15 protein-coding genes are annotated in these 17147 nt (G+C 67.7%); 6 read left to right on the top strand and 9 right to left on the bottom strand.

Annotated features, from left to right (window positions below; all coding sequences use genetic code 11):
- Window positions 1-319 precede the first annotated feature (319 nt).
- Window positions 320-2755 (top strand): PEP-utilizing enzyme, encoded by a 2436-nt coding sequence (locus tag VK92_RS02350; protein WP_048029123.1) that lies wholly within the window; start codon window positions 320-322, stop codon window positions 2753-2755.
- Between the two features lie 34 nt (window positions 2756-2789).
- Here VK92_RS02350 and VK92_RS02345 read toward each other — a convergent pair whose 3' ends face one another.
- Window positions 2790-3164 (bottom strand): hypothetical protein, encoded by a 375-nt coding sequence (locus VK92_RS02345; protein WP_048029125.1) that lies wholly within the window; start codon window positions 3162-3164, stop codon window positions 2790-2792.
- A gap of 276 nt (window positions 3165-3440) precedes the next feature.
- Here VK92_RS02345 and VK92_RS02340 point away from each other — a divergent pair, with 276 nt between their 5' ends.
- The 3 genes from VK92_RS02340 to VK92_RS02330 all read left to right on the top strand — a co-directional run bounded on the left by VK92_RS02340 (window position 3441) and on the right by VK92_RS02330 (window position 6408).
- Window positions 3441-4421, top strand: coding sequence for a bifunctional helix-turn-helix transcriptional regulator/GNAT family N-acetyltransferase (locus tag VK92_RS02340; RefSeq protein ID WP_048029127.1), 981 nt, complete (start codon window positions 3441-3443; stop codon window positions 4419-4421).
- Window positions 4422-4831: 410 nt separating this feature from the next.
- Complete coding sequence (locus VK92_RS02335; protein WP_021160126.1) at window positions 4832-5056, top strand: hypothetical protein; 225 nt, start codon at window positions 4832-4834, stop codon at window positions 5054-5056.
- A 242-nt stretch (window positions 5057-5298) separates the two neighbouring features.
- Window positions 5299-6408 carry a polyamine ABC transporter substrate-binding protein gene (locus tag VK92_RS02330; RefSeq protein ID WP_048029152.1) on the top strand — a complete coding sequence of 370 codons (1110 nt, stop codon included), beginning with the start codon at window positions 5299-5301 and terminating at the stop codon, window positions 6406-6408.
- 216 nt (window positions 6409-6624) lie between these two features.
- Here VK92_RS02330 and VK92_RS02325 read toward each other — a convergent pair whose 3' ends face one another.
- From VK92_RS02325 to VK92_RS02305, 5 genes are all read right to left on the bottom strand, one after another.
- Window positions 6625-7224, bottom strand: a complete 600-nt coding sequence (locus tag VK92_RS02325; RefSeq protein WP_048029129.1) for a DNA-binding protein — start codon at window positions 7222-7224, stop codon at window positions 6625-6627.
- Window positions 7221-8468 (bottom strand): MFS transporter, encoded by a 1248-nt coding sequence (locus VK92_RS02320; RefSeq protein WP_048029131.1) that lies wholly within the window; start codon window positions 8466-8468, stop codon window positions 7221-7223. Before VK92_RS02320 ends, VK92_RS02325 begins: the two co-directional genes overlap by 4 nt.
- 297 nt (window positions 8469-8765) lie before the next feature.
- Complete coding sequence (locus tag VK92_RS02315) at window positions 8766-9095, bottom strand: H-NS histone family protein (RefSeq protein WP_048029133.1); 330 nt, start codon at window positions 9093-9095, stop codon at window positions 8766-8768.
- A gap of 394 nt (window positions 9096-9489) precedes the next feature.
- A complete protein-coding gene (locus VK92_RS02310) occupies window positions 9490-10839 on the bottom strand; it encodes a reverse transcriptase family protein (RefSeq protein ID WP_048029135.1) in 1350 nt (449 codons plus the stop codon).
- A gap of 253 nt (window positions 10840-11092) precedes the next feature.
- The gene (locus tag VK92_RS02305; protein ID WP_048029137.1) at window positions 11093-11665 is read right to left on the bottom strand and encodes a plasmid fertility inhibition factor family protein; all 573 of its coding nucleotides are present in this window, start codon (window positions 11663-11665) and stop codon (window positions 11093-11095) included.
- Between the two features lie 625 nt (window positions 11666-12290).
- Here VK92_RS02305 and VK92_RS02300 point away from each other — a divergent pair.
- Both VK92_RS02300 and VK92_RS02295 read left to right on the top strand, forming a co-directional pair.
- The gene (locus tag VK92_RS02300) at window positions 12291-12563 is read left to right on the top strand and encodes a hypothetical protein (protein WP_021160117.1); all 273 of its coding nucleotides are present in this window, start codon (window positions 12291-12293) and stop codon (window positions 12561-12563) included.
- Window positions 12564-12992: 429 nt separating this feature from the next.
- The gene (locus VK92_RS02295; protein ID WP_048029138.1) at window positions 12993-13421 is read left to right on the top strand and encodes a VOC family protein; all 429 of its coding nucleotides are present in this window, start codon (window positions 12993-12995) and stop codon (window positions 13419-13421) included.
- 141 nt (window positions 13422-13562) lie between these two features.
- Here VK92_RS02295 and VK92_RS02290 read toward each other — a convergent pair whose 3' ends face one another.
- The 3 genes from VK92_RS02290 to VK92_RS02280 all read right to left on the bottom strand — a co-directional run bounded on the left by VK92_RS02290 (window position 13563) and on the right by VK92_RS02280 (window position 17045).
- Window positions 13563-14546, bottom strand: coding sequence for a succinylglutamate desuccinylase/aspartoacylase domain-containing protein (locus tag VK92_RS02290; RefSeq protein ID WP_048029140.1), 984 nt, complete (start codon window positions 14544-14546; stop codon window positions 13563-13565).
- A gap of 81 nt (window positions 14547-14627) precedes the next feature.
- Complete coding sequence (locus tag VK92_RS02285; RefSeq protein ID WP_048029142.1) at window positions 14628-15956, bottom strand: MFS transporter; 1329 nt, start codon at window positions 15954-15956, stop codon at window positions 14628-14630.
- Window positions 15957-16136: 180 nt separating this feature from the next.
- Complete coding sequence (locus tag VK92_RS02280) at window positions 16137-17045, bottom strand: LysR family transcriptional regulator (protein ID WP_048029143.1); 909 nt, start codon at window positions 17043-17045, stop codon at window positions 16137-16139.
- Between the last annotated feature and the right edge of the window lie 102 nt (window positions 17046-17147).

Here is a 17147-nt window from a genome sequence, read left to right as displayed (position 1 = left end):
GACGCCGGGTTGAAAGGCGCGCAGCACAAGCCTTCGCGCCATCCGGCCACGAGCGGGATTCATTGACGGCATCGGTCATTCCCGCACACGTCATGCATGACCTGCGTCTGCATGGCGTCGCGTTCGAGATGGCGGTTATCGTCCGGGTCGACTCAAGTAGAATGCGCGCAACCATCAAGCCGAGCGGGGCCACGCTTCCATTCCACTCGCACCGGCGCAACGCGAACAAGACGACACGAAACTGCGCAGCGGCATCCGCGGCCGCGCCGCCCCATCCGGGCGCGCGCCACCGCGACGATCGCCCGCCGACGAAGCCTCCATGAGCAAACCGATCCTGTACCTCCTCGCCGGCAACGGCAGCGCGGCCGACTGGTGGGACGACACGCTGCCCCACTTCCGCCATTACCGGCCCGTGCCGCTGGAACTGCCGGGCTTCGGCGACAACCCCGCGCCGCCCTGCGAAGATCTCGCCGCGTATGCGCAAGCGCTGCTGGACGCGACCGAACCGGGCCACGCGATCATGGCGGTCGGCGTGAATGCGCTGCTGGTGCTGCACGCATTGCTACGGCGCCCCGGCCACTTCGGCCGCAGCGTGCTGCTCGCGCCCGTCGGCGCATTTCTGTGGGAACGGCGCCTGCCGAAACTGATGGCGCCGAAACCGCTGCGCAAGACCATTCACTGGCTGCTCGCGCACTACCCGGCGCTGTTCGCCCGCAAGTTCTCGAACCTGACCTGGACACGCACGCAGTACCGCCGCATGGGCGCCGGCTACGCGCGCTGCCGCGCGTTCCTGCCGCACTGGGATCTCGTGCGCGCCGATACCGCGCTGCCGCTGCTCGAGTGGGTCACCGATCGCATCGAACTCGTGTGGGGCGACCAGGACGCCGTGCTCGGCGTGCGCCAGGCCGCCGCATGGTCGGCCATCCTCGCGCGCGCCGAGCTCACCGTCACGCTGCAGGCCGGCTGGGGACACTATCCGTGGATCGACGCACCGGCGGCATTCGCGCAGTGGCTCGAAGCGGGCGACGCCGGCTTCGTCGCGCACACCAAGGGCGGGCGCCTGGCGCTGGCGACGATGGCCGGCCTGCCCGTGCCGCCCGCGCTGTCGCTGACCCGCGCCGACGATCCGCGCCTGCCCGGCTTTCTCGCGAGCCAGCCCGACGCCGAGTGGGCGATCCGCTCGTCGAGCCATGGCGAAGACCAGGCCGATGCGGCCAACGCGGGCCTGCACACCACGTTCCTGCGCGTACCGGCCTCGCAGGCCGCCGCGCGCGTGGCCGAGCTGCTCGACGGCGGCCTCGAGGAAACGGTCGTGCAGCGCTTCATCACGCCCGTGCTGTCGGGCATCGCGTTCGTGCGGCATCTCGCGGTCGAAGTCGAATGGGTGGAAGGCCACCTCGAATCGCTCGCCGACGGCCAGGCCAGCCCGCAACGCGCGATCCTGTCGCGGCTCGGCGAGCCCTGGCAGCGCGGCACGTTCCCGGGCGCGCACGGCCTGGGCGCGACGCAACTGTGGACCTTCCTGCAACGCGTGCTGCGCGCGTTCCACTACGTGCCGGGCGATGTCGAATGGGCGTGGGACGGCACGCAGCTGTGGCTGCTGCAATATCGCCCGATCAGCAGCTACGGATGGCACCGGCACCTGACCGCCGCGAACATCGCCGAGATCCTGCCGCCGCAGCCCAGCCGGCTGGTCGAGTACGCACAACGGCGTGCGGCCGGCAGCATCCCGGCCATCATGGCGCGCTGGGATGCACGCGTATTGCAGGACAACGAACCATTCACCGCGCTCTACGGCGGCGCGTCGTACATCAACAACGACCTGTTCCTCGCCCGTCTCGCCGACTGGGGCGTATCGGCCGGCAACTACAGCGGCGAGATCGGCGGCGCGACCCCGCCGCTGCGCTGGCGCCCGCTGCGGCTGCTGCGTTCGCTGCCGGTGTTCTGGCGCATGCTGCGCGCCGCACGCGGGCATCTGCCGACGCTCGAACGCGGCCTGCAGCGCTTCGACCGGGAACTCGCGGCGCTCGTCGAGCAACGCGCCGACGGCCGGCAGCTGGCCGACTGGTTCACGCGCTTCTACGTGTTCGTCGTACAGGGCAACCTGTGCATCGCGTCATCGCTGGCGAGCAGCGGCGGCGCGCTCTGGGGCCGTCCGCCGACCGCGTATGGCCAGCTCGAGAACAGCCCGCATCGCCTGCCGTGGGAAACCGATCCGGGCACCGCACGGCCCGCGCCCGCCGATCTGCCGTTGCAGGCGTTTCCCGACTGGCCGCTGCCCGTCCGCGTGCTCCACGCGCTCGGCGCGCCCGGCATGCGCGGCTGGTATCTGCAGGTGCGCGAGTGGTATCGCGACAACCTGATGCGCGTGTTCTTCCGCCTGCATCACGCGATGCCGGCCGCCGACCGCGACGCATGGTTCGCGCCCCATCCCGATCGCCGCGAACGCAACGGCAGCTTCTGGCAGGACGGCAGCGAAGGCACCGACGAGGCGGCCGGCTTCATGATCTATCCGGGCCACACGCAAGGCGTGCTCGGCCGCGACATCCTGCTGGAAGACACGCTCGACCCGGGCCGGCACGCGCAGTACCAGGCCGCGCGTGCGGTGATCGCGCGCATGGGCGGCCGGCTGTCGCACGGCGCGACGCTGCTGCGCGAACTGCGCAAGCCGTCGGCCGTGCTGCCGCGCGTCGACGCGGCGTGGATCGGGCGCGAGGTGCGGCTCAGCGACGGCCGGCTGACGCTGGTCGACTAGGCGCGACGCGGTTGCCGCGGGCCCCGGCGTGTACTCAGCGCACCGGCGTGCGGAGTTTTCCGTCGACCTTCAACGTACGCCGGTCGTGCGCGGCTTCGTATTCGACCGTCTGCGCCGGTGTGACGGCGCCGTAGGAACGGCCGTTCACGTAGACGATGCCGTCCCGCAGCTCGATCCGGTCGCCGTTGATCGTCGCGGTGGCCCGTTCTCCCTGCAGCACCGCGCCCGAGCAACCGGCGGTCGAAAAGCTGCGCACCGACGTGCCCGGCATCGCGGCGATCCCGCCCTGATCCGCCGCATGCGCCGCGCTGCAGGGCGGCGCATCCATGCTGCCGGCCGCGTGAACGGTACCGGCACCGATCCCGCATCCGGCAAGCAACGCAATCGTCATCGGCTTCAGATTGTTCATGGTGGGCTCCGTTGTCCGCCGCCGCGGATCGATGACCGGCCGACACCCGTGCTCGCATGACGGGGCGTCCGGATGCATCGAGTATGCGTCCGGTTCGCGGCACTCCGCCATCCGCGCCAATACCACTCACCGCCCGCCCATCCGTCCCCGTGATCCGCGCCGACGCCGGCCCCGCAAGCACCGCTCGGCACGACGCGTCCTGATGAAAATCTGCCTTGATCAAGTTGCGACCCGCAACTATTATTGATTGCGATCCGCAACCTTTCCGGGCTGACCATGGACCTCATCGACGCTCCCGCCAAACCTCGCGAAGCAACCATCCTCGAGCTTCGCGACTTCTCCCGCAAACTGGTTCGCGAGCTCGGCTTCATGCGCGCGACGCTGGCCGACAGCGACTGGGCGCCTTCGGCGGTTCACGCGATCCTCGAGATCGGGATGGCGCCCGGCATCAACGCCCGCGATCTGGGCAACATCCTGCGGCTGGACAAATCGAACACGAGCCGGCAACTCGCGCGGCTCGAGGCGGCCGGCATCGTCGAACGGCGCGTGTCGAGCGACGATGCTCGCGCGACCGAGCTGTACCTGACCGCCGACGGCAAGAAGCTCCAGAAAAGAATCGACGCGTTCGCGACGGATCAGGTGTCGAATGCGCTGCGCCGCATGGTGCCGGCGGATCAGCAGGCGCTGCTGCGCTCGCTCGCGCTGTATGCCGATGCGCTCGCGCAGGACAACGCCGCCAGGGCAAGCGCCGCGACACCCGATGCGCCATCGATCCGCGAAGGCTACCAGCCGGGCTGCATCGGCGATATCGCGGGCCTTCACGCGCGCTTCTACTCGGAACACTGGGGATTCGGCGCCTTTTTCGAAAAGCGGGTGGCGACCGAACTGGCCGAGTTCGCCGGTGCGCTGCCGGCCGACGGCAAGGCGCTCTGGCTGTGCCAGGAAGACGGACGCACGCTCGCGTCGCTCGCGATCGACGGCGACCCGGCAACGGGCGTCGCGCACCTGCGATGGTTCATCGTGAACGATGCGTTGCGCGGCTCGGGCATCGGGCGCCGGCTCATGACGGAAGCCATGCGCTTCGTCGACGCGCAGCGGTTTCGCGAAACCTATCTGTGGACGTTCAAGGGCCTCGATTCGGCACGCCACCTGTACGAGTCGTTCGGCTTCGTGCTGACGAGCGAATCCGCGGGCACGCATTGGGGCACCGAGGTGGTCGAGCAGCGCTTCAGCCGGCCGGGGCCATCCGGCGGCTGAGGGTCGACGGGCCGTCTGCGCCGCGACGCCCTTCATGGTTTCTGACTGCCTTTGCGACGACCGTTCCGGCGCGATTCGCGCTGTAGGCCGTCGAATATTCTCATCACTTGACGCGCGTCATGGCCGCTCGAGCCGCGTCGCGTGCGCGGTTCATCCGTTATCGCGATCACGCCGAACGCCTGCATCGGCCTGCGAATCACTAGGGAAAATCCTGAGACATCCTTACAGCGATTTCCCTGATGATTCACGGAAGCGTCATGTTTCGGCGATCCGGCGGTCCGCCAAGCTTTCAGTTCGTGTCTCGAAACCGATGACGCATCGCGGCAAATTCGATGACCGCGGCCTGAAACGGCAGTCGCTGGCGAATCGTCAGGTGTTCAATACTTTCAACAACCCGGTCGAGAGTAAACGTGAGATTCCGTGGCCCGCTGGTGCGGTGGAGACGAGGCGATGCGCGAAACCTGCGCGCCGCGATCGCGTCCACCGACGACCGTGGTGACGGCTGGCAAAGTCCTCGCCTGCATCTGTCGATCTACACCATCCTGTCCTGCCGCTCCGTTCGCCGCCACAACGCCGTCGCCGCACGTGCGTACGTCGCGATCCATACCGACGACGTGGCCTCGCTGCTGCCTTAGCGCTTCACCCCTTTCCCTGCATCCGTTCGACCTGCCCGCCGTGTCGCCCGACCGGTGACGGAATCCGCTCGCGCTTCGTTTCCGTGTGAGCCGGCCCGCAATCGAACGGACTCCTGATCGTCGTGCACCGTGCTCGCTCACCGCGAGCGGTGCTCGCGCACGCCCGCTTCATCCGATGAACCGTCGCGCACCGGCCCGCGCATTGCGGATCGACACGCGCGCTGAAAATGGAAGACTTCGTCATGCGAATCCGCACGCTTGCCCGCAGCATTGCAACCGCCGCCACCCTGTCGGCCGCCGCGTCCGCCGTCACGACCGCCCACGCGGCCGGTGAACTGAACATCTACAACTGGTCCGACTACATCGCACCGGACACGGTCCCGAACTTCCAGAAGCAGACGGGCCTCCACGTCCGCTACGACAACTACGACAGCGACGACACGCTGCAGGCGAAACTGATGTCGGGGAATTCCGGCTACGACATCGTCGTGCCGACGTCGAACTACATGGCCAAGCAGATTCAGGCGAGCGTCTACCAGCCGCTCGACAAGTCGAAGCTGCCGAACCTGTCGAACCTCGATCCACTGCTGATGAAGATGGTCGCCGACGCCGATCCGGGCAACCAGTACGGCGTGCCATGGGCCTACGGCACCGACGGCATCGGCTACAACGTGCAGGCCGTGAAGAAGGCGCTCGGCGACAAGGCGCCGGTCGACAGCTGGGCGCTGGTGTTCGATCCGGCCAACATGGCGAAGCTCAAGAGCTGCGGCGTGTCGTTCCTCGACCAGGCCGTCGACGTGTTCGCGGCCACGCTGCAGTACATGGGCAAGGACCCGAACAGCACGAACCCGGCCGACTACCGCGCGGCGTACGAGGTGCTGAAGAAGGTGCGCCCGTACATCACGCAGTTCAACTCGTCGGGCTATATCAACGATCTCGCGAACAACGACCTGTGCGTGTCGTTCGGCTATTCGGGCGACGTCGGCATTGCGCACCGCCGCGCCGCCGAAGCGAAGCGTCCGTACGAGATCCGCTTCGCGAATCCGAAGGAAGGCGGGCTGCTGTGGTTCGACATGATGGTGATCCCGAAGGATGCGCCGAACCGCGACGCCGCGCTGAAGTGGATCAACTACCTGCAGGATCCGAAGGTCAACGCCGGCATCACCAACGCGGTGTTCTATCCGACCGCGAACAAGGCCGCGCGCCAGTACGTGAAGCCCGCGATCGCGCGCGACCCGTCGGTGTATCCGGCCGACGAGGTGCTGAGCAGGATGACGCTGCTCAAGCCGATGCCGCCCGAGATTCGCCGGTTGCAGAACCGGCTGTGGGCGCAGTTGAAGACGGGGCGTTGAGCATGGCCGCGTGACGTGACGCGACCCGATCCGGTGCCGCGCTTCCGGCCGTCCGGACGGAATTGCATACGGCGCCGACGCGCACGTGCTCGCGTCATTGCGGCAGATGTTCGACCCATACGCGACGTCGCCCGACCTGCCGCACGGCCGGCGACAGCAGGAACCGGCCGCGTCGCGCGGACGTCGAGACGAAACCGCTCGACGCCGTTCGACGCGCTATCGCGACACCCGCTCCGCCGAAAACGCGTTTTCCACGAACCGGATCACGTCGTCGAGCGACGACGTGCACGTGGCGCCCGCCGCGAGCGCGCGAAACGCCCCCTCCGGCCCGAAGCAGACGAGCGGCTTGCGCCAGCGCCGCGCGAGCGCAATCTCCTCGGCCGTGCCGTGCCCGCCCGGCAGCGCGACGATCAGGTCGCTGCTCAGCACGTTCACGTAGTTGCGGTTGATCGTGTGCGGCTCGGCATCCGGCTCGCGGCGCGGCAGCGGCGTGAGGATCGGGATGTCGACGAATGGATGCGGATAGCCGTCGAGCGGCACGAAGCCCGCGAGCGGATCGGCCTGCGTCGGCAGGATGCCGATCGATCGCCCGGCCCGCCCGGGCACGCCGGCGAACGCCCGCGCGACCGCCAGCATCACGCCCTGCCCGCCGCCCGTCAGCAGGTTGAAACCGGCCTGCGCGAGCCATGCGCCGAGCGGCTCCGAAAACGCGAGCCACGGCTCCTTGCCCGAGCCCATCACGCCGATCGTCCTGTTCTTCTGCTGCATCGTGGTTTCCGGAGAAGTGGTTGGATTGCGCGCGCTCGCCGCGCTCATTCGAGCTCGACGCCCTTGAGCTCGGGAATCAGGAACAGCGTCGCGACCATGTCGAGCACGTAGAGGCCGGCGAGCATCGCGATGGCCGTCTGGAACGAATAGTGCGCGGCAAGCGCGCCGACCGCGACCGGGCCGAAGCCGCCCACCGCGCGGCCGATGTTCCACAGCACGTTCTGCGCGGTTGCGCGTGCGGCCGTCGGATAACCCTCCGACATCAGCGTCCCGTAGCCACCGACCATCCCGTTGACGAACATGCCCATCAGCGCGCCGGCCCACAGCATCGCCGTGGGGTCCGACAGCTGCGCATACGCGATGACCGTCGCCACCGCGCCGAGCTGGTACAGCAGGAACGTCGGCTTGCGCCCGATGCGGTCGGCCAGCTGCCCGAACACCCAGACGCCGATCATCATCCCGACGACCGTCACCGCCGCCCACACCCCCGACTTCGTCAGCGAGAAACCCATCTGTTTCGACAGGAAGGTCGGCAGCCAGATCATGATCCCGTAGTAGCCGAAGTTCTGGACCGAACACAGGATCACGATGCCGAGGCTCGTGCGCGCGGTGCGGCCGTCCGCGACGAGCAGGCGGAACGCGTTGGCCTTCGGCTGCGCCGCGCGCTGCACGAACGCCTCCGGCTCGTGCAGCTTGTTGCGCATCGCCCACGCGAGCAGCGCGGGCAGCACGCCGACCAGGAACATCCCGCGCCAGCCGATGTGCAGCAGCAGGAACGGCGTCAGCAGGGCAGCCAGCAGCACGCCGGCCTGCCAGCCGAGCGCGACGTAGCACGACACGCGTGCGCGTTTGCTGGCCGGCCACGCTTCCGCCGCGAGCGCCATGCCGATCCCGAACTCGCCGCCCAGCCCGATGCCCGCGATGGTGCGGTAGACGAGCAGATCCCGGAAGCCCTGTGCGAACGCACACAGCCCGGTGAATACCGCGAACAGCAGGATCGTCCAGGTCAGCACGCGCACGCGCCCGTAGCGGTCGCTCAGCGCACCGAACAGGATGCCGCCCGCGACGGCGCCGATCAGCGTCCAGGTGACGAGCGCGCCGCCCTGCCCGGGTGTCAGGTGCAATGCCGCCGTGATCGCCGGCAGCATGAAGCCGAGGATCAGCAGGTCGAAGCCGTCCATCGCATAGCCGATCGCCGATCCGGCCAGCGCTTTCCACGCGTACGCGCCGACCTGCTCGACGCGCGGGGCCGACGGGCCGCCGAGCGTCGGAGATTTCATGTTTGCTGCCATGGTGTCCCGCCACGATTGTCCGGCGACATTCTAAGGCCTGTGCCCGCGAACGAAGGGCCGGCAGGTCGGCCCGTGGCGAGGGTCCGCGCGCGCCGGCGCCCGCCTGCGGGACGACATGGCGGCAACCTGCGGGTCATGAACGGGAGAGTAAAACGGCGGGCCGGTGTCGGCGGTGAAGCCGGCGACGTCGCGGCCAGGCCGGACACCGGACGAACGACTACGTGGGGAGAGCGGGTTGCCGGCCGGCCCGCTTGCGCGAGCCGGAGGGCGCCGGATGGTCCGGCGGCCTGGCCGGCTTCAGCCCTGGTCGTCTCCGGGCCACCAGGTCTTGGCCTCGCGGTCGACGGCGAGCGCCTCGAGATCCTTGCCTTCGAGCCATTTCGGCCGCGGGCCGCGGCCCGACCATGAGCGGCCGGTCGTCGGATCGTAGTACTTGGCAGGTGCCTTGCGTTTTCGCTGGACGATATAACCGAGCGCGCTCAGCACTTCCTGCTGCGAAATTCCCAAAAGCTCGACCTGTTCCTTGAATGCCGCGAGCGCGGCCTGCTTCTCCTTCTGCTTCGCATCCGACAGCTTGATATTCAGGTCCCGAAGTTGTGCTTCGAGTTCCTGCAGGGCCTGGGTCATGTATTCATCCTCTGTGGGCATGTTTTCGCAAAAAGCTCCGATGGCGGAACCTACCACGAAGTTCCGCCGATGGGTGCTGTCAAATAGATGTATCGTTTGCCTGAGCCGGCGTGGCTTGCGCGATACGCACTAAACGACGTCGCGCGTCAATCGATGACAGACTGAACCAGCCCGGCGACGCACAGCCCGCCCGCATACGAAGGCACGGGCGAACGACTGCGGCAAGTAAGCGCCACACCAGGCACTGGCGCGGCATGGCGCGAATGATAGCAGTGCACGGCATCGCGATGCAGAAGTCGTCGGCCGGCGTCGATCCGAACCCGGCCGCTTTTTGGTCGCTTTTCGGCCGCTCGTCGGTCGCTTTTCGGTCGCTTTTCGGCCGCTTTTCGGCCGCTTACAGACCGACTTCGCGGGCGTCCCACGCGATCCTGTCGAACAGCGCGCGCAGCTTCGCGCCGCGCGCCGCGTTCAGCGCGGCCGCATGCGCGACGCGCCCGGCGAGATGCGCGCGGAAGTCCGGACGCGCATCGCGATTCTGCGACGCCGGCCCGCTCCGGATGCAGTTGGTCAGGATGGCCTTCAGGAGATCGAACTCATCGCGCGCCAGGTTCGGATGACGATTGACGACCACGCCGGCGAGTTGCTGGCGCATGCCGCGCCGCATCACGCGCGTCTTGCGCAGGTGCAGCGCAAAGCCCTCCTCGAGCGCGATCGCAGCCACGCGCACCTGCAGCCGCTCGACGTCGCGCGCCAGCGCGCCGCCGCCGGAAAATGCGAGATCGTCGGCATAACGCGTGTAGGTTGCAGCGAGCGAACGCGCGAGCGCGGCAAGCCGCATGTCGAACCGGAAGGCGCTCAGGTTCGCCAGCGCCGGCGACGTCGGCGCCCCCTGCGGCAGATGCCGTTCGCGATAGCGCTGGCGGCCGATCCAGTCGAACCGGTCGCGCAGGTCCGGCGCGAGCAGCCGCGCGGACGGTACGCGATTGGTGCACATCCCGGTGAGCGTGCGCGCGACTTCGGCCGGGTACCCGAGCGTGACGAACAGCGCGTGAATGCGCGCGGCGCGTATCGATACGAAGAAATCCGCGAGGTCGAAACGGACGACGACATCGCGATCGGCATGCGGCGCCGCGAACGACACGATCCCGTGCCCCTTGCGAAAACCGTGTACCGCATCGTGTGGCGCAATGCGGTCGAGCAGCCCGTGCAGGATGCGGCGCTGCGCTTCGCGCAGCCGCCCCTTCGGGATCTCGACCAGGCGGCACCCGCCGCTGCGCTTGTCGTGCGCCACGTACGTGTAGTGATGCAACGGCGTGGCGCCGCTGCGCGCGTTGACGCGCCAATGGTCGGACAGCCAGTCGAGTTCCGGCACGCGCACGCCGAGCCAGTCGGCGAGATCGCCGGGCGTCGCCCATTGCGGCACGTCGCAACCGGCCAGCGGCGCCGGCAACGGCTGCTGGACGAGCGGCCGCCGCACGACGCGGATCGCGGCGGGCCGGTCGCTGCCGTACCACGCGAGCACGAACGGCGGCGCATCGGCGAGGTGCGCCGCAAGCGCATCGATGTCGACGTCGGCCCAGCGTGCGCCGAAGCGCACGAGCGCGGCATCCGCGACTTCGTGCGTCCACGTCGGCGCGCCGCCGAGCACCGCCGCCATCCGGGACAGGACGCCGGCACGTTCGGGCGCACCGGCCAGCATCGCCTCGGCAATCGTGCGGGTGGTTTCGCGCAGGGATGAAGACATGGAAAAGGATGGGCGGGACGATGAGCCAACGTGACGGGTACTGCGAGGAGTCACGTTGCGCAACGCGCAACGGCGCTCCTTGCGACGCATCGGGATGTCGATCTGATCCACGGGGTAGCCCCGTAGTCCTGGAACATCGGCTGCCTGTTCCGGGCGTGAGCTTGACCCACCGGCCCGCGATGCGACTTTAAAGGCCGCGAACGCGGCGTGTCAAACCGGGGCGATCCGGCGCCGTCGGATCGCGACGACCGACCTACGCGCGCCGGGAAAACAGTTCGCGGTACGCGATCGGCGCGACGCCGACGCCGGCCATGTTGTTCAGCATCGTGGCCCAGGTCGCGTTGTCGACGCTGACCGGAAACGACCGCACGCGGTTGGCGAGCAGCCAGAAGGTGCGCGTCATGCCGTTGCTCATCGCGACTTCGTACCCGCCTCCCTCGATCCAGTAGCCGACCGGCGGCAGCGCCACCGGTTCGAGGCGGCCGGCCCGGAACGCGGCGGCGGCCGACGCGTACTTGCTGTCGAGCGGCATGACGCGCCGCGGCACGCAGTCCTGCGAGTTCGGCTGCGGGAATCTCGGGCTCGTGCCGAGCCACAGGCCGTAGAACGTCTGCGCGTCGAGATGCACGACGTAGCGCTCCGTTTCGGCGGGCGTCGCCGCCATGTAGCAGTCGGCCTGGCCCGGAACGGCGACGCGCCACATCGCGCGCTGCGCGCTGAGGTCGACCAGTTCGCTCGCCTGCGGCCGCGGGCGGATGGGAGACGGTCGTCCCGCTTCGCGCAGGTCGCGCGCGCGATCGAGTCCGATACGAAGACGTGTCAGCATGGGCCCTCTCTTGCTCTCGTAATTTGTTCGAATGAGCCGGGGGGGCGGGCGAAACCATCGTCGCGTGTCGGCAAACCGTGTGTCCGGCGCCCCGGCGCTCCCGGTGTGCCCGGGAACCCGCGCAGTGTAGCGCCTTTCCGTTCGGGCACGAGTCGCTTCGTGCCAGGGATTCCTCCCGCGCTCGAACGATCGCCCCCCATGAACGGCCATGCGCTTCGCCTGCCGCGCCGGCACCACCATCGATCATCGCCTCAATATTCGCCGCCGATTATTTGAATATCGAAACAATCAAAAAATAAAAACAACACCACCCAGAATTCAATTAAATCAAATTCAAACAAAAAATTATCGAATTCCATTAACGATAAATTAATTCGATTGGCGCCCTCAAATCCAAATAAATAGTCTGTGTTGTGCGCCGCAACACCGCGATTCAAAAATCAAAGAGGTAACGGAGGCGCAGCACGAATCTTTTCATTCGTGCTTGGTCACAAAGTTCCAGCTTGCCAGGCCCCGTTGATTTCCAGACGCTTGCGAATCAGCAATCCGGAAGGACAGACATGTCTTTCCGGACGTGGCCGACGTCGTCAGATCGCATCATTTCATTCAATTCCAAAGGAAAGTCATGAAGAAGATTGCAACCGTGCTGTTTTCAGCACTGATGCTCGCCTCCACGTGCGCGTCCGCACAGGCGCTTTGCAAAGCCGGCAAGATCGACAAGATCGAAACCGACACCACCGGCAACCTGCTGGTGACGATCAACGACGGTGTCTACTCGTTCAGTGCCAAGGAAGTTTATTCGATTATTTACCAGGCATATTCAGAAAACAGAAATCTGTTTATCTATGGAAATAATTGCGCGAATGGTTCGCCGGCGACCCGCTTTGCGATTCGTTAATCGACCTTGAAGCGCTCGACGAATATCGATACGTGAAGCCCGGTGCTGGATTGACGGTCTGAATCCAGCACCACCGCGGGCTGGGGTGCCGATACTGCGTGACACGGCACCTGCATGCCCGCGACCCGTTCATCCATCTGCCATTCCCGTCCGGGTACCGATGAAGCCGGCCGGCTTGCCGTCAGGAATCAGCCGCCGGCCGGCGTTTGTCACCTCCATCGCATCATCGCGACGTTCACGCCGAGCCGGACGCCCGGTTCGTTGCGCGAGGCTCGCGCCTGATTCCATGTGCGGCTTGTGAAAGCGCCTGCACGACCGTAGCATCAGGCATCCCTGCGTCGGCGACCGTCGGGGCCCGGCCATGAGCAGACGCCCGGCTGTCGGATATCGCCATGCGCAGACCATACCCATCCACGTCGAAGGCGCCCAATGATCGACCACGTTTACATCTCAGTCACCGATATCGAAAAATCACTGGCCTTCTACGCTGAAGCCTTGAAGCCGCTCGGCTGGAGAATTTTCGGCAACTACGACTCCGCGTCGGGCCCGGAAGGCGTCCCCGATCTTTACGGCATCGGCGACGATGTGTACGGCAAGGGAGCGGGAGTCGGATCGAGCATCTGGCTGCGCAAACGTCATCCCGGCGAGACCGGGCTTTACGTCGGGATCGTCTGCGATACCAATGAACTCGTCGACGCCGCCTACGCCGCCGCGATCAAGGCCGGCGGGATTGACGAAGGGAAACCGGCGGATCGTACCTACTTCGCCCCCGGCTACTACGCCGCCAACGTAGCCGACTTCGACGGCAACCGTCTCGAATTCGTACACAAGGCGTGGAACTCGAAGCGACACGCATAGCAGATTGATGCGTGGGTGCCCTGGCTGTTCGGCCTGCGCCGCCCGCGCCGACGCGTGAATCGTATGCGGCACGGCGCGCCCCGCATCGGCTGAGGGGTGCGACCGTGCGGGCCGTCTCCCGGCGGTCCGCCACCGGCGACGTCACCGATCCAGCAAGCGCCCCAGCCGCATCATCGTGACGTTCACGCCGAGATGCCGCATCGACGGTTGCACGATCACGCAGTTGTCATACGGCGTGACGATCACATGGTCGCCGTCGCGGGCAATTTCAGTGCCGGTCTTCCCGATCACCTCGAGCCCCGTGAACGGTTGCGAGAACCGGAAATCCATCGAACGCGCGACGACCGGCTCCGTGATCTCGACGAACTTCTGCCGCACCGGCACGGCCTGCGTGAGGAAGGCCGCGACGTCGTCGCGCGCAACCACGCCCGCATGCAGCAGGAAGCGTGCCGCGCTGTCGAGCGCGACGTCACGCGCGCTCGCGGCGAAGTGCTGGCCCGTCTCGATCAGCAGCGCATTCTTCGCGCTCGCCGCGTCGCCGAAGCCGCCGTAGTCGCGCAGCCGCGTGCCGTTCGCATGGCCGCGATCGATGATCACGTGCTCCGGCGTGCCGATTGCGGCCGCCAGCGCGATCGCCTTCTCGAGCGGCCCGGTCATCATCAGCGGCGCGGACGCCTCGTGCATCGAATGAATGTCGAGCAGCAGGTCGACCGTATCGAGCAGCGGACGCATCGCGCGCGCACGCGCGAGCTCGCGGCTGTCGCGCGTGCCGTCGAGTGCGGCCGGCGTCCACACGCGATTCATGTCCTCGTCGAGGTAGCGCGTCGCATCGGCGTTCTCCGCACTGAAGTGCTCGTATGCGCCCACGTTGCCGAAGCCGAGCGACAGCCGGCCCGCAACCGGCTGCAGGCCCGCGGCCAGCAACGTGTCCACCGCGATCGCGCCGCTGACTTCGTTGCCGTGCGTCAGCGCGAGGATCATCACGTGCTTGCCGGGCCGGCCGCTGTCGAACGTATGCAGATAGTCGATGCCCGTATTGCCCGCGCGCCAGCGCGAGATGTCGGGGAAGGCCACTTCGATCGGATAGGCCGGCAAGGCGGCGCGGATGGCTTCAAGCGTGGTCATGTCGGAAAGGCTCAACAGGGTTCGGGAAAGGCACGGCCGGCGTGTGCCGGCTGCGCCGGAATCGGGTCGGCGGCCGGCGCGTCACGCCCCGGTCGCGCGTGTCGATGGCGCGGCGGCAGCCGCCGCGCCGCGCATCCGGCGGCCGAGCGAAATCACCGACGTGATCCCGAGCACGGCCGTCGCCATCACGTAGAAACTCGGCGCCAGCTTGTTGTGCGTCGCGTCGATCAGCCAGGTCACGATCAGCGGCGCGAAGCCGCCGAACAGCGTCACCGAGAAGTTGTACGACAGCGCGAGGCCCGTGCCGCGCGTGCTCGTCGGGAAGATGTCGGCGAGCAGCGCCGGCAGCGGCGCGAGGCTCACAGCGATCAACAGGCCGACCAGCGCCTGGACCGCGAGCAGCGTCTCGACCGTCGGATAGCGGTTCAGCATGACGAACAGCGGCCACGTCGTCGCGCCGACCAGGATCAGCGCGATCAGCATCACGCGGATGCGGCCGAAACGGTCCGACAGATGCCCGACGACCGGCGCGGCGACCATCAGCATCGCGCCCGTGACGACCGCGCCGAGATACGACGACGTGGCCGGGATATGCAGCTGCTTGACCGCGTACGTCGGCATGTACAGCTTGTGCACGTAGTTGAAGGCCGTGGCCGTCGCGACCACACCCGCGCCGAGCAGCATGTTCGCGCGATCGCGCACGAACACGTCGCGCAGCGGCGACTTCGCGCGCCCTTGCTCGCCCAGCCGGCGGAAATCGGCCGGTTCGTCGATGTTGCGGCGAATGTAGAGCCCGACCGGGCCGATCAGCAGCCCGACCGAAAACGCGACGCGCCAGCCCCACGTGTGCAGCTGGTCGGTCGTCAGCAGCAGGCTCAGCAGCGCCGATACGCCGGCCGCGAGCACCGTCGCGAGCCCCTGCGTCGACATCTGCCAGCTCGCGAAGAAACCGCGGCGCTTCGCGTCGGCCTGCTCGACCATGAACGCGGTCGCCGCGCCGAATTCGCCGCCCGTCGAGAAACCCTGCAGCATCCGCGCGACGATGATCAGCAACGGCGACGCGATGCCGATCTGCGCATACGTCGGCGCGAACGCGATCATCGCGGTGCCGAGCATCATCAGCCCGATCGACATCGTCAGCGATGCCTTGCGGCCCGCGCGGTCGGCATAGCTGCCGAGCACGATCGAACCGAGCGGACGCGTGACGAACGAAATGCCGAACGTGCCGACCGACAGCAGCAGCGAGGTCGCCGCGTCGTGCGTGGGGAAAAACAGCTGGCCGATGACGATCGCGAAGTAACCGTAGATCAGCAGATCGTAGAACTCCAGCGCGTTGCCGATGCTCGCGGCGCAGATCTCGCGCCACGGGTTGTGCGGGGCCGGCGTCGCGCCGTGTGTAGTGCGGGTCATCCCTTTGCTCCTCCGGTAATGCTGGCCGTCAGGATTTTGAAAGACGGCGCGCGGCTTTGCCGGCGGCCGTTCGGGCCAGTCAAGCGCGGAGTGTAGGCAACGCGGGGCAGGCGTTCGTGCCGTTTCGGCACGCAATCGTGCCGATCGGCGCGCAGGCCGCGCGGGCGCTGCCCGCGGAGGCTATGCGGCGCCGTCGTCGCGTGCCGGCGCGGTGCGCCAGATCGCGTCCAGTACCGGGTGCGGGTCGTTCCGTCGCCGGTACAGAGCAATGTCGAAGCCGATCTGCCAGTCGGCGCCCCCGACGATCGCGAGCTCGCCGCGCCGCACGTCGTCGGCGACGAGCCGCTGCGGCAGCCACGCAAGGCCGAGCCCGCGGCGCGCCATCGCGAGGATCGCTTCGTACGAGTCGGCCTGGTACACGGGCCGCAGCGTCGGGCGGCCGGGCATTTCAGCGAGATGACGCGCCAGCACCGCGCGCAGGGTCAGCGTGCGCGCGAACGCGAGCCACGGCACCGGCGCCTGGCCGGCCGGAAGCCGGTAGCGCACGCTGCCGCGCGCATCGAACGCGCTGACCGGCACCAGCACCTCGCGCGCGACGGACAGCCAGTCGAAGCGGTCGCGATCGATCAGCAGCCGCGTATGCGGGCTCGAATAGACGATCAGCATGTCGGCGTCGCCGGCCGTGAGCTGCAGGATCGCTTCCTCCGCGCTGCCGGTCGACACGGTCGCCGTAAAGAAGCCGGCGCGCGCAACGGTCTCGTCGTACCAGTCGGGGAAGAAGGTGGCCGACAGCGTGCGGCCGGTCGCGATTCGCAGGTTGTTCTCCAGCACCGGCGACGCTTCCTGGAGTTGCGTGCGGGCGCCGTGCAGGATGTCGAGCGCGTTCGATGCCGCATCGAGAAAGACGGTGCCCGCCGCCGTCAGTTCGAGCGGCTTCGTGCGCGCGATCAGGCGCGCGCCGACCCACTCCTCGAGCGAGCGGATGCGGCGGCCGAACGCCGGATGCGTGACGAACCGGTTCTCCGCCGCGCGGGTGAAGCTGCGCGTGCGCGCGAGTTCGACGAAGTCTTCGAGCCATTTCAGTTGCATGGCTGGGCTCCTGGGTGGGCGATGATGGGCCGGCCGGCGCGCGGGCCGCCTCCGTCGCGCGGCTGCGGCTGCGGCTACGGACGCGGACGGCTGCGGATCACG

Origin of the sequence: Burkholderia sp. LK4, assembly GCF_001043615.1 — a bacterium.
Lineage (GTDB): Bacteria > Pseudomonadota > Gammaproteobacteria > Burkholderiales > Burkholderiaceae > Burkholderia > Burkholderia cepacia.
This window is presented reverse-complemented; position numbering and strand designations above follow the sequence as displayed.

Coding starts and splice junctions, on each gene's coding strand:
- VK92_RS02305 (WP_048029137.1), bottom strand. CDS start 11,665: ATGCTGACACGTCTTCGTATCGGACTCGATCGCGCGCGCGACCTGCGC.
- VK92_RS02330 (WP_048029152.1), top strand. CDS start 5,299: ATGCGAATCCGCACGCTTGCCCGCAGCATTGCAACCGCCGCCACCCTG.
- VK92_RS02315 (WP_048029133.1), bottom strand. CDS start 9,095: ATGACCCAGGCCCTGCAGGAACTCGAAGCACAACTTCGGGACCTGAAT.
- VK92_RS02320 (WP_048029131.1), bottom strand. CDS start 8,468: ATGGCAGCAAACATGAAATCTCCGACGCTCGGCGGCCCGTCGGCCCCG.
- VK92_RS02300 (WP_021160117.1), top strand. CDS start 12,291: ATGAAGAAGATTGCAACCGTGCTGTTTTCAGCACTGATGCTCGCCTCC.
- VK92_RS02295 (WP_048029138.1), top strand. CDS start 12,993: ATGATCGACCACGTTTACATCTCAGTCACCGATATCGAAAAATCACTG.
- VK92_RS02310 (WP_048029135.1), bottom strand. CDS start 10,839: ATGTCTTCATCCCTGCGCGAAACCACCCGCACGATTGCCGAGGCGATG.
- VK92_RS02290 (WP_048029140.1), bottom strand. CDS start 14,546: ATGACCACGCTTGAAGCCATCCGCGCCGCCTTGCCGGCCTATCCGATC.
- VK92_RS02285 (WP_048029142.1), bottom strand. CDS start 15,956: ATGACCCGCACTACACACGGCGCGACGCCGGCCCCGCACAACCCGTGG.
- VK92_RS02350 (WP_048029123.1), top strand. CDS start 320: ATGAGCAAACCGATCCTGTACCTCCTCGCCGGCAACGGCAGCGCGGCC.
- VK92_RS02325 (WP_048029129.1), bottom strand. CDS start 7,224: ATGAGCGCGGCGAGCGCGCGCAATCCAACCACTTCTCCGGAAACCACG.
- VK92_RS02280 (WP_048029143.1), bottom strand. CDS start 17,045: ATGCAACTGAAATGGCTCGAAGACTTCGTCGAACTCGCGCGCACGCGC.
- VK92_RS02340 (WP_048029127.1), top strand. CDS start 3,441: ATGGACCTCATCGACGCTCCCGCCAAACCTCGCGAAGCAACCATCCTC.
- VK92_RS02345 (WP_048029125.1), bottom strand. CDS start 3,164: ATGAACAATCTGAAGCCGATGACGATTGCGTTGCTTGCCGGATGCGGG.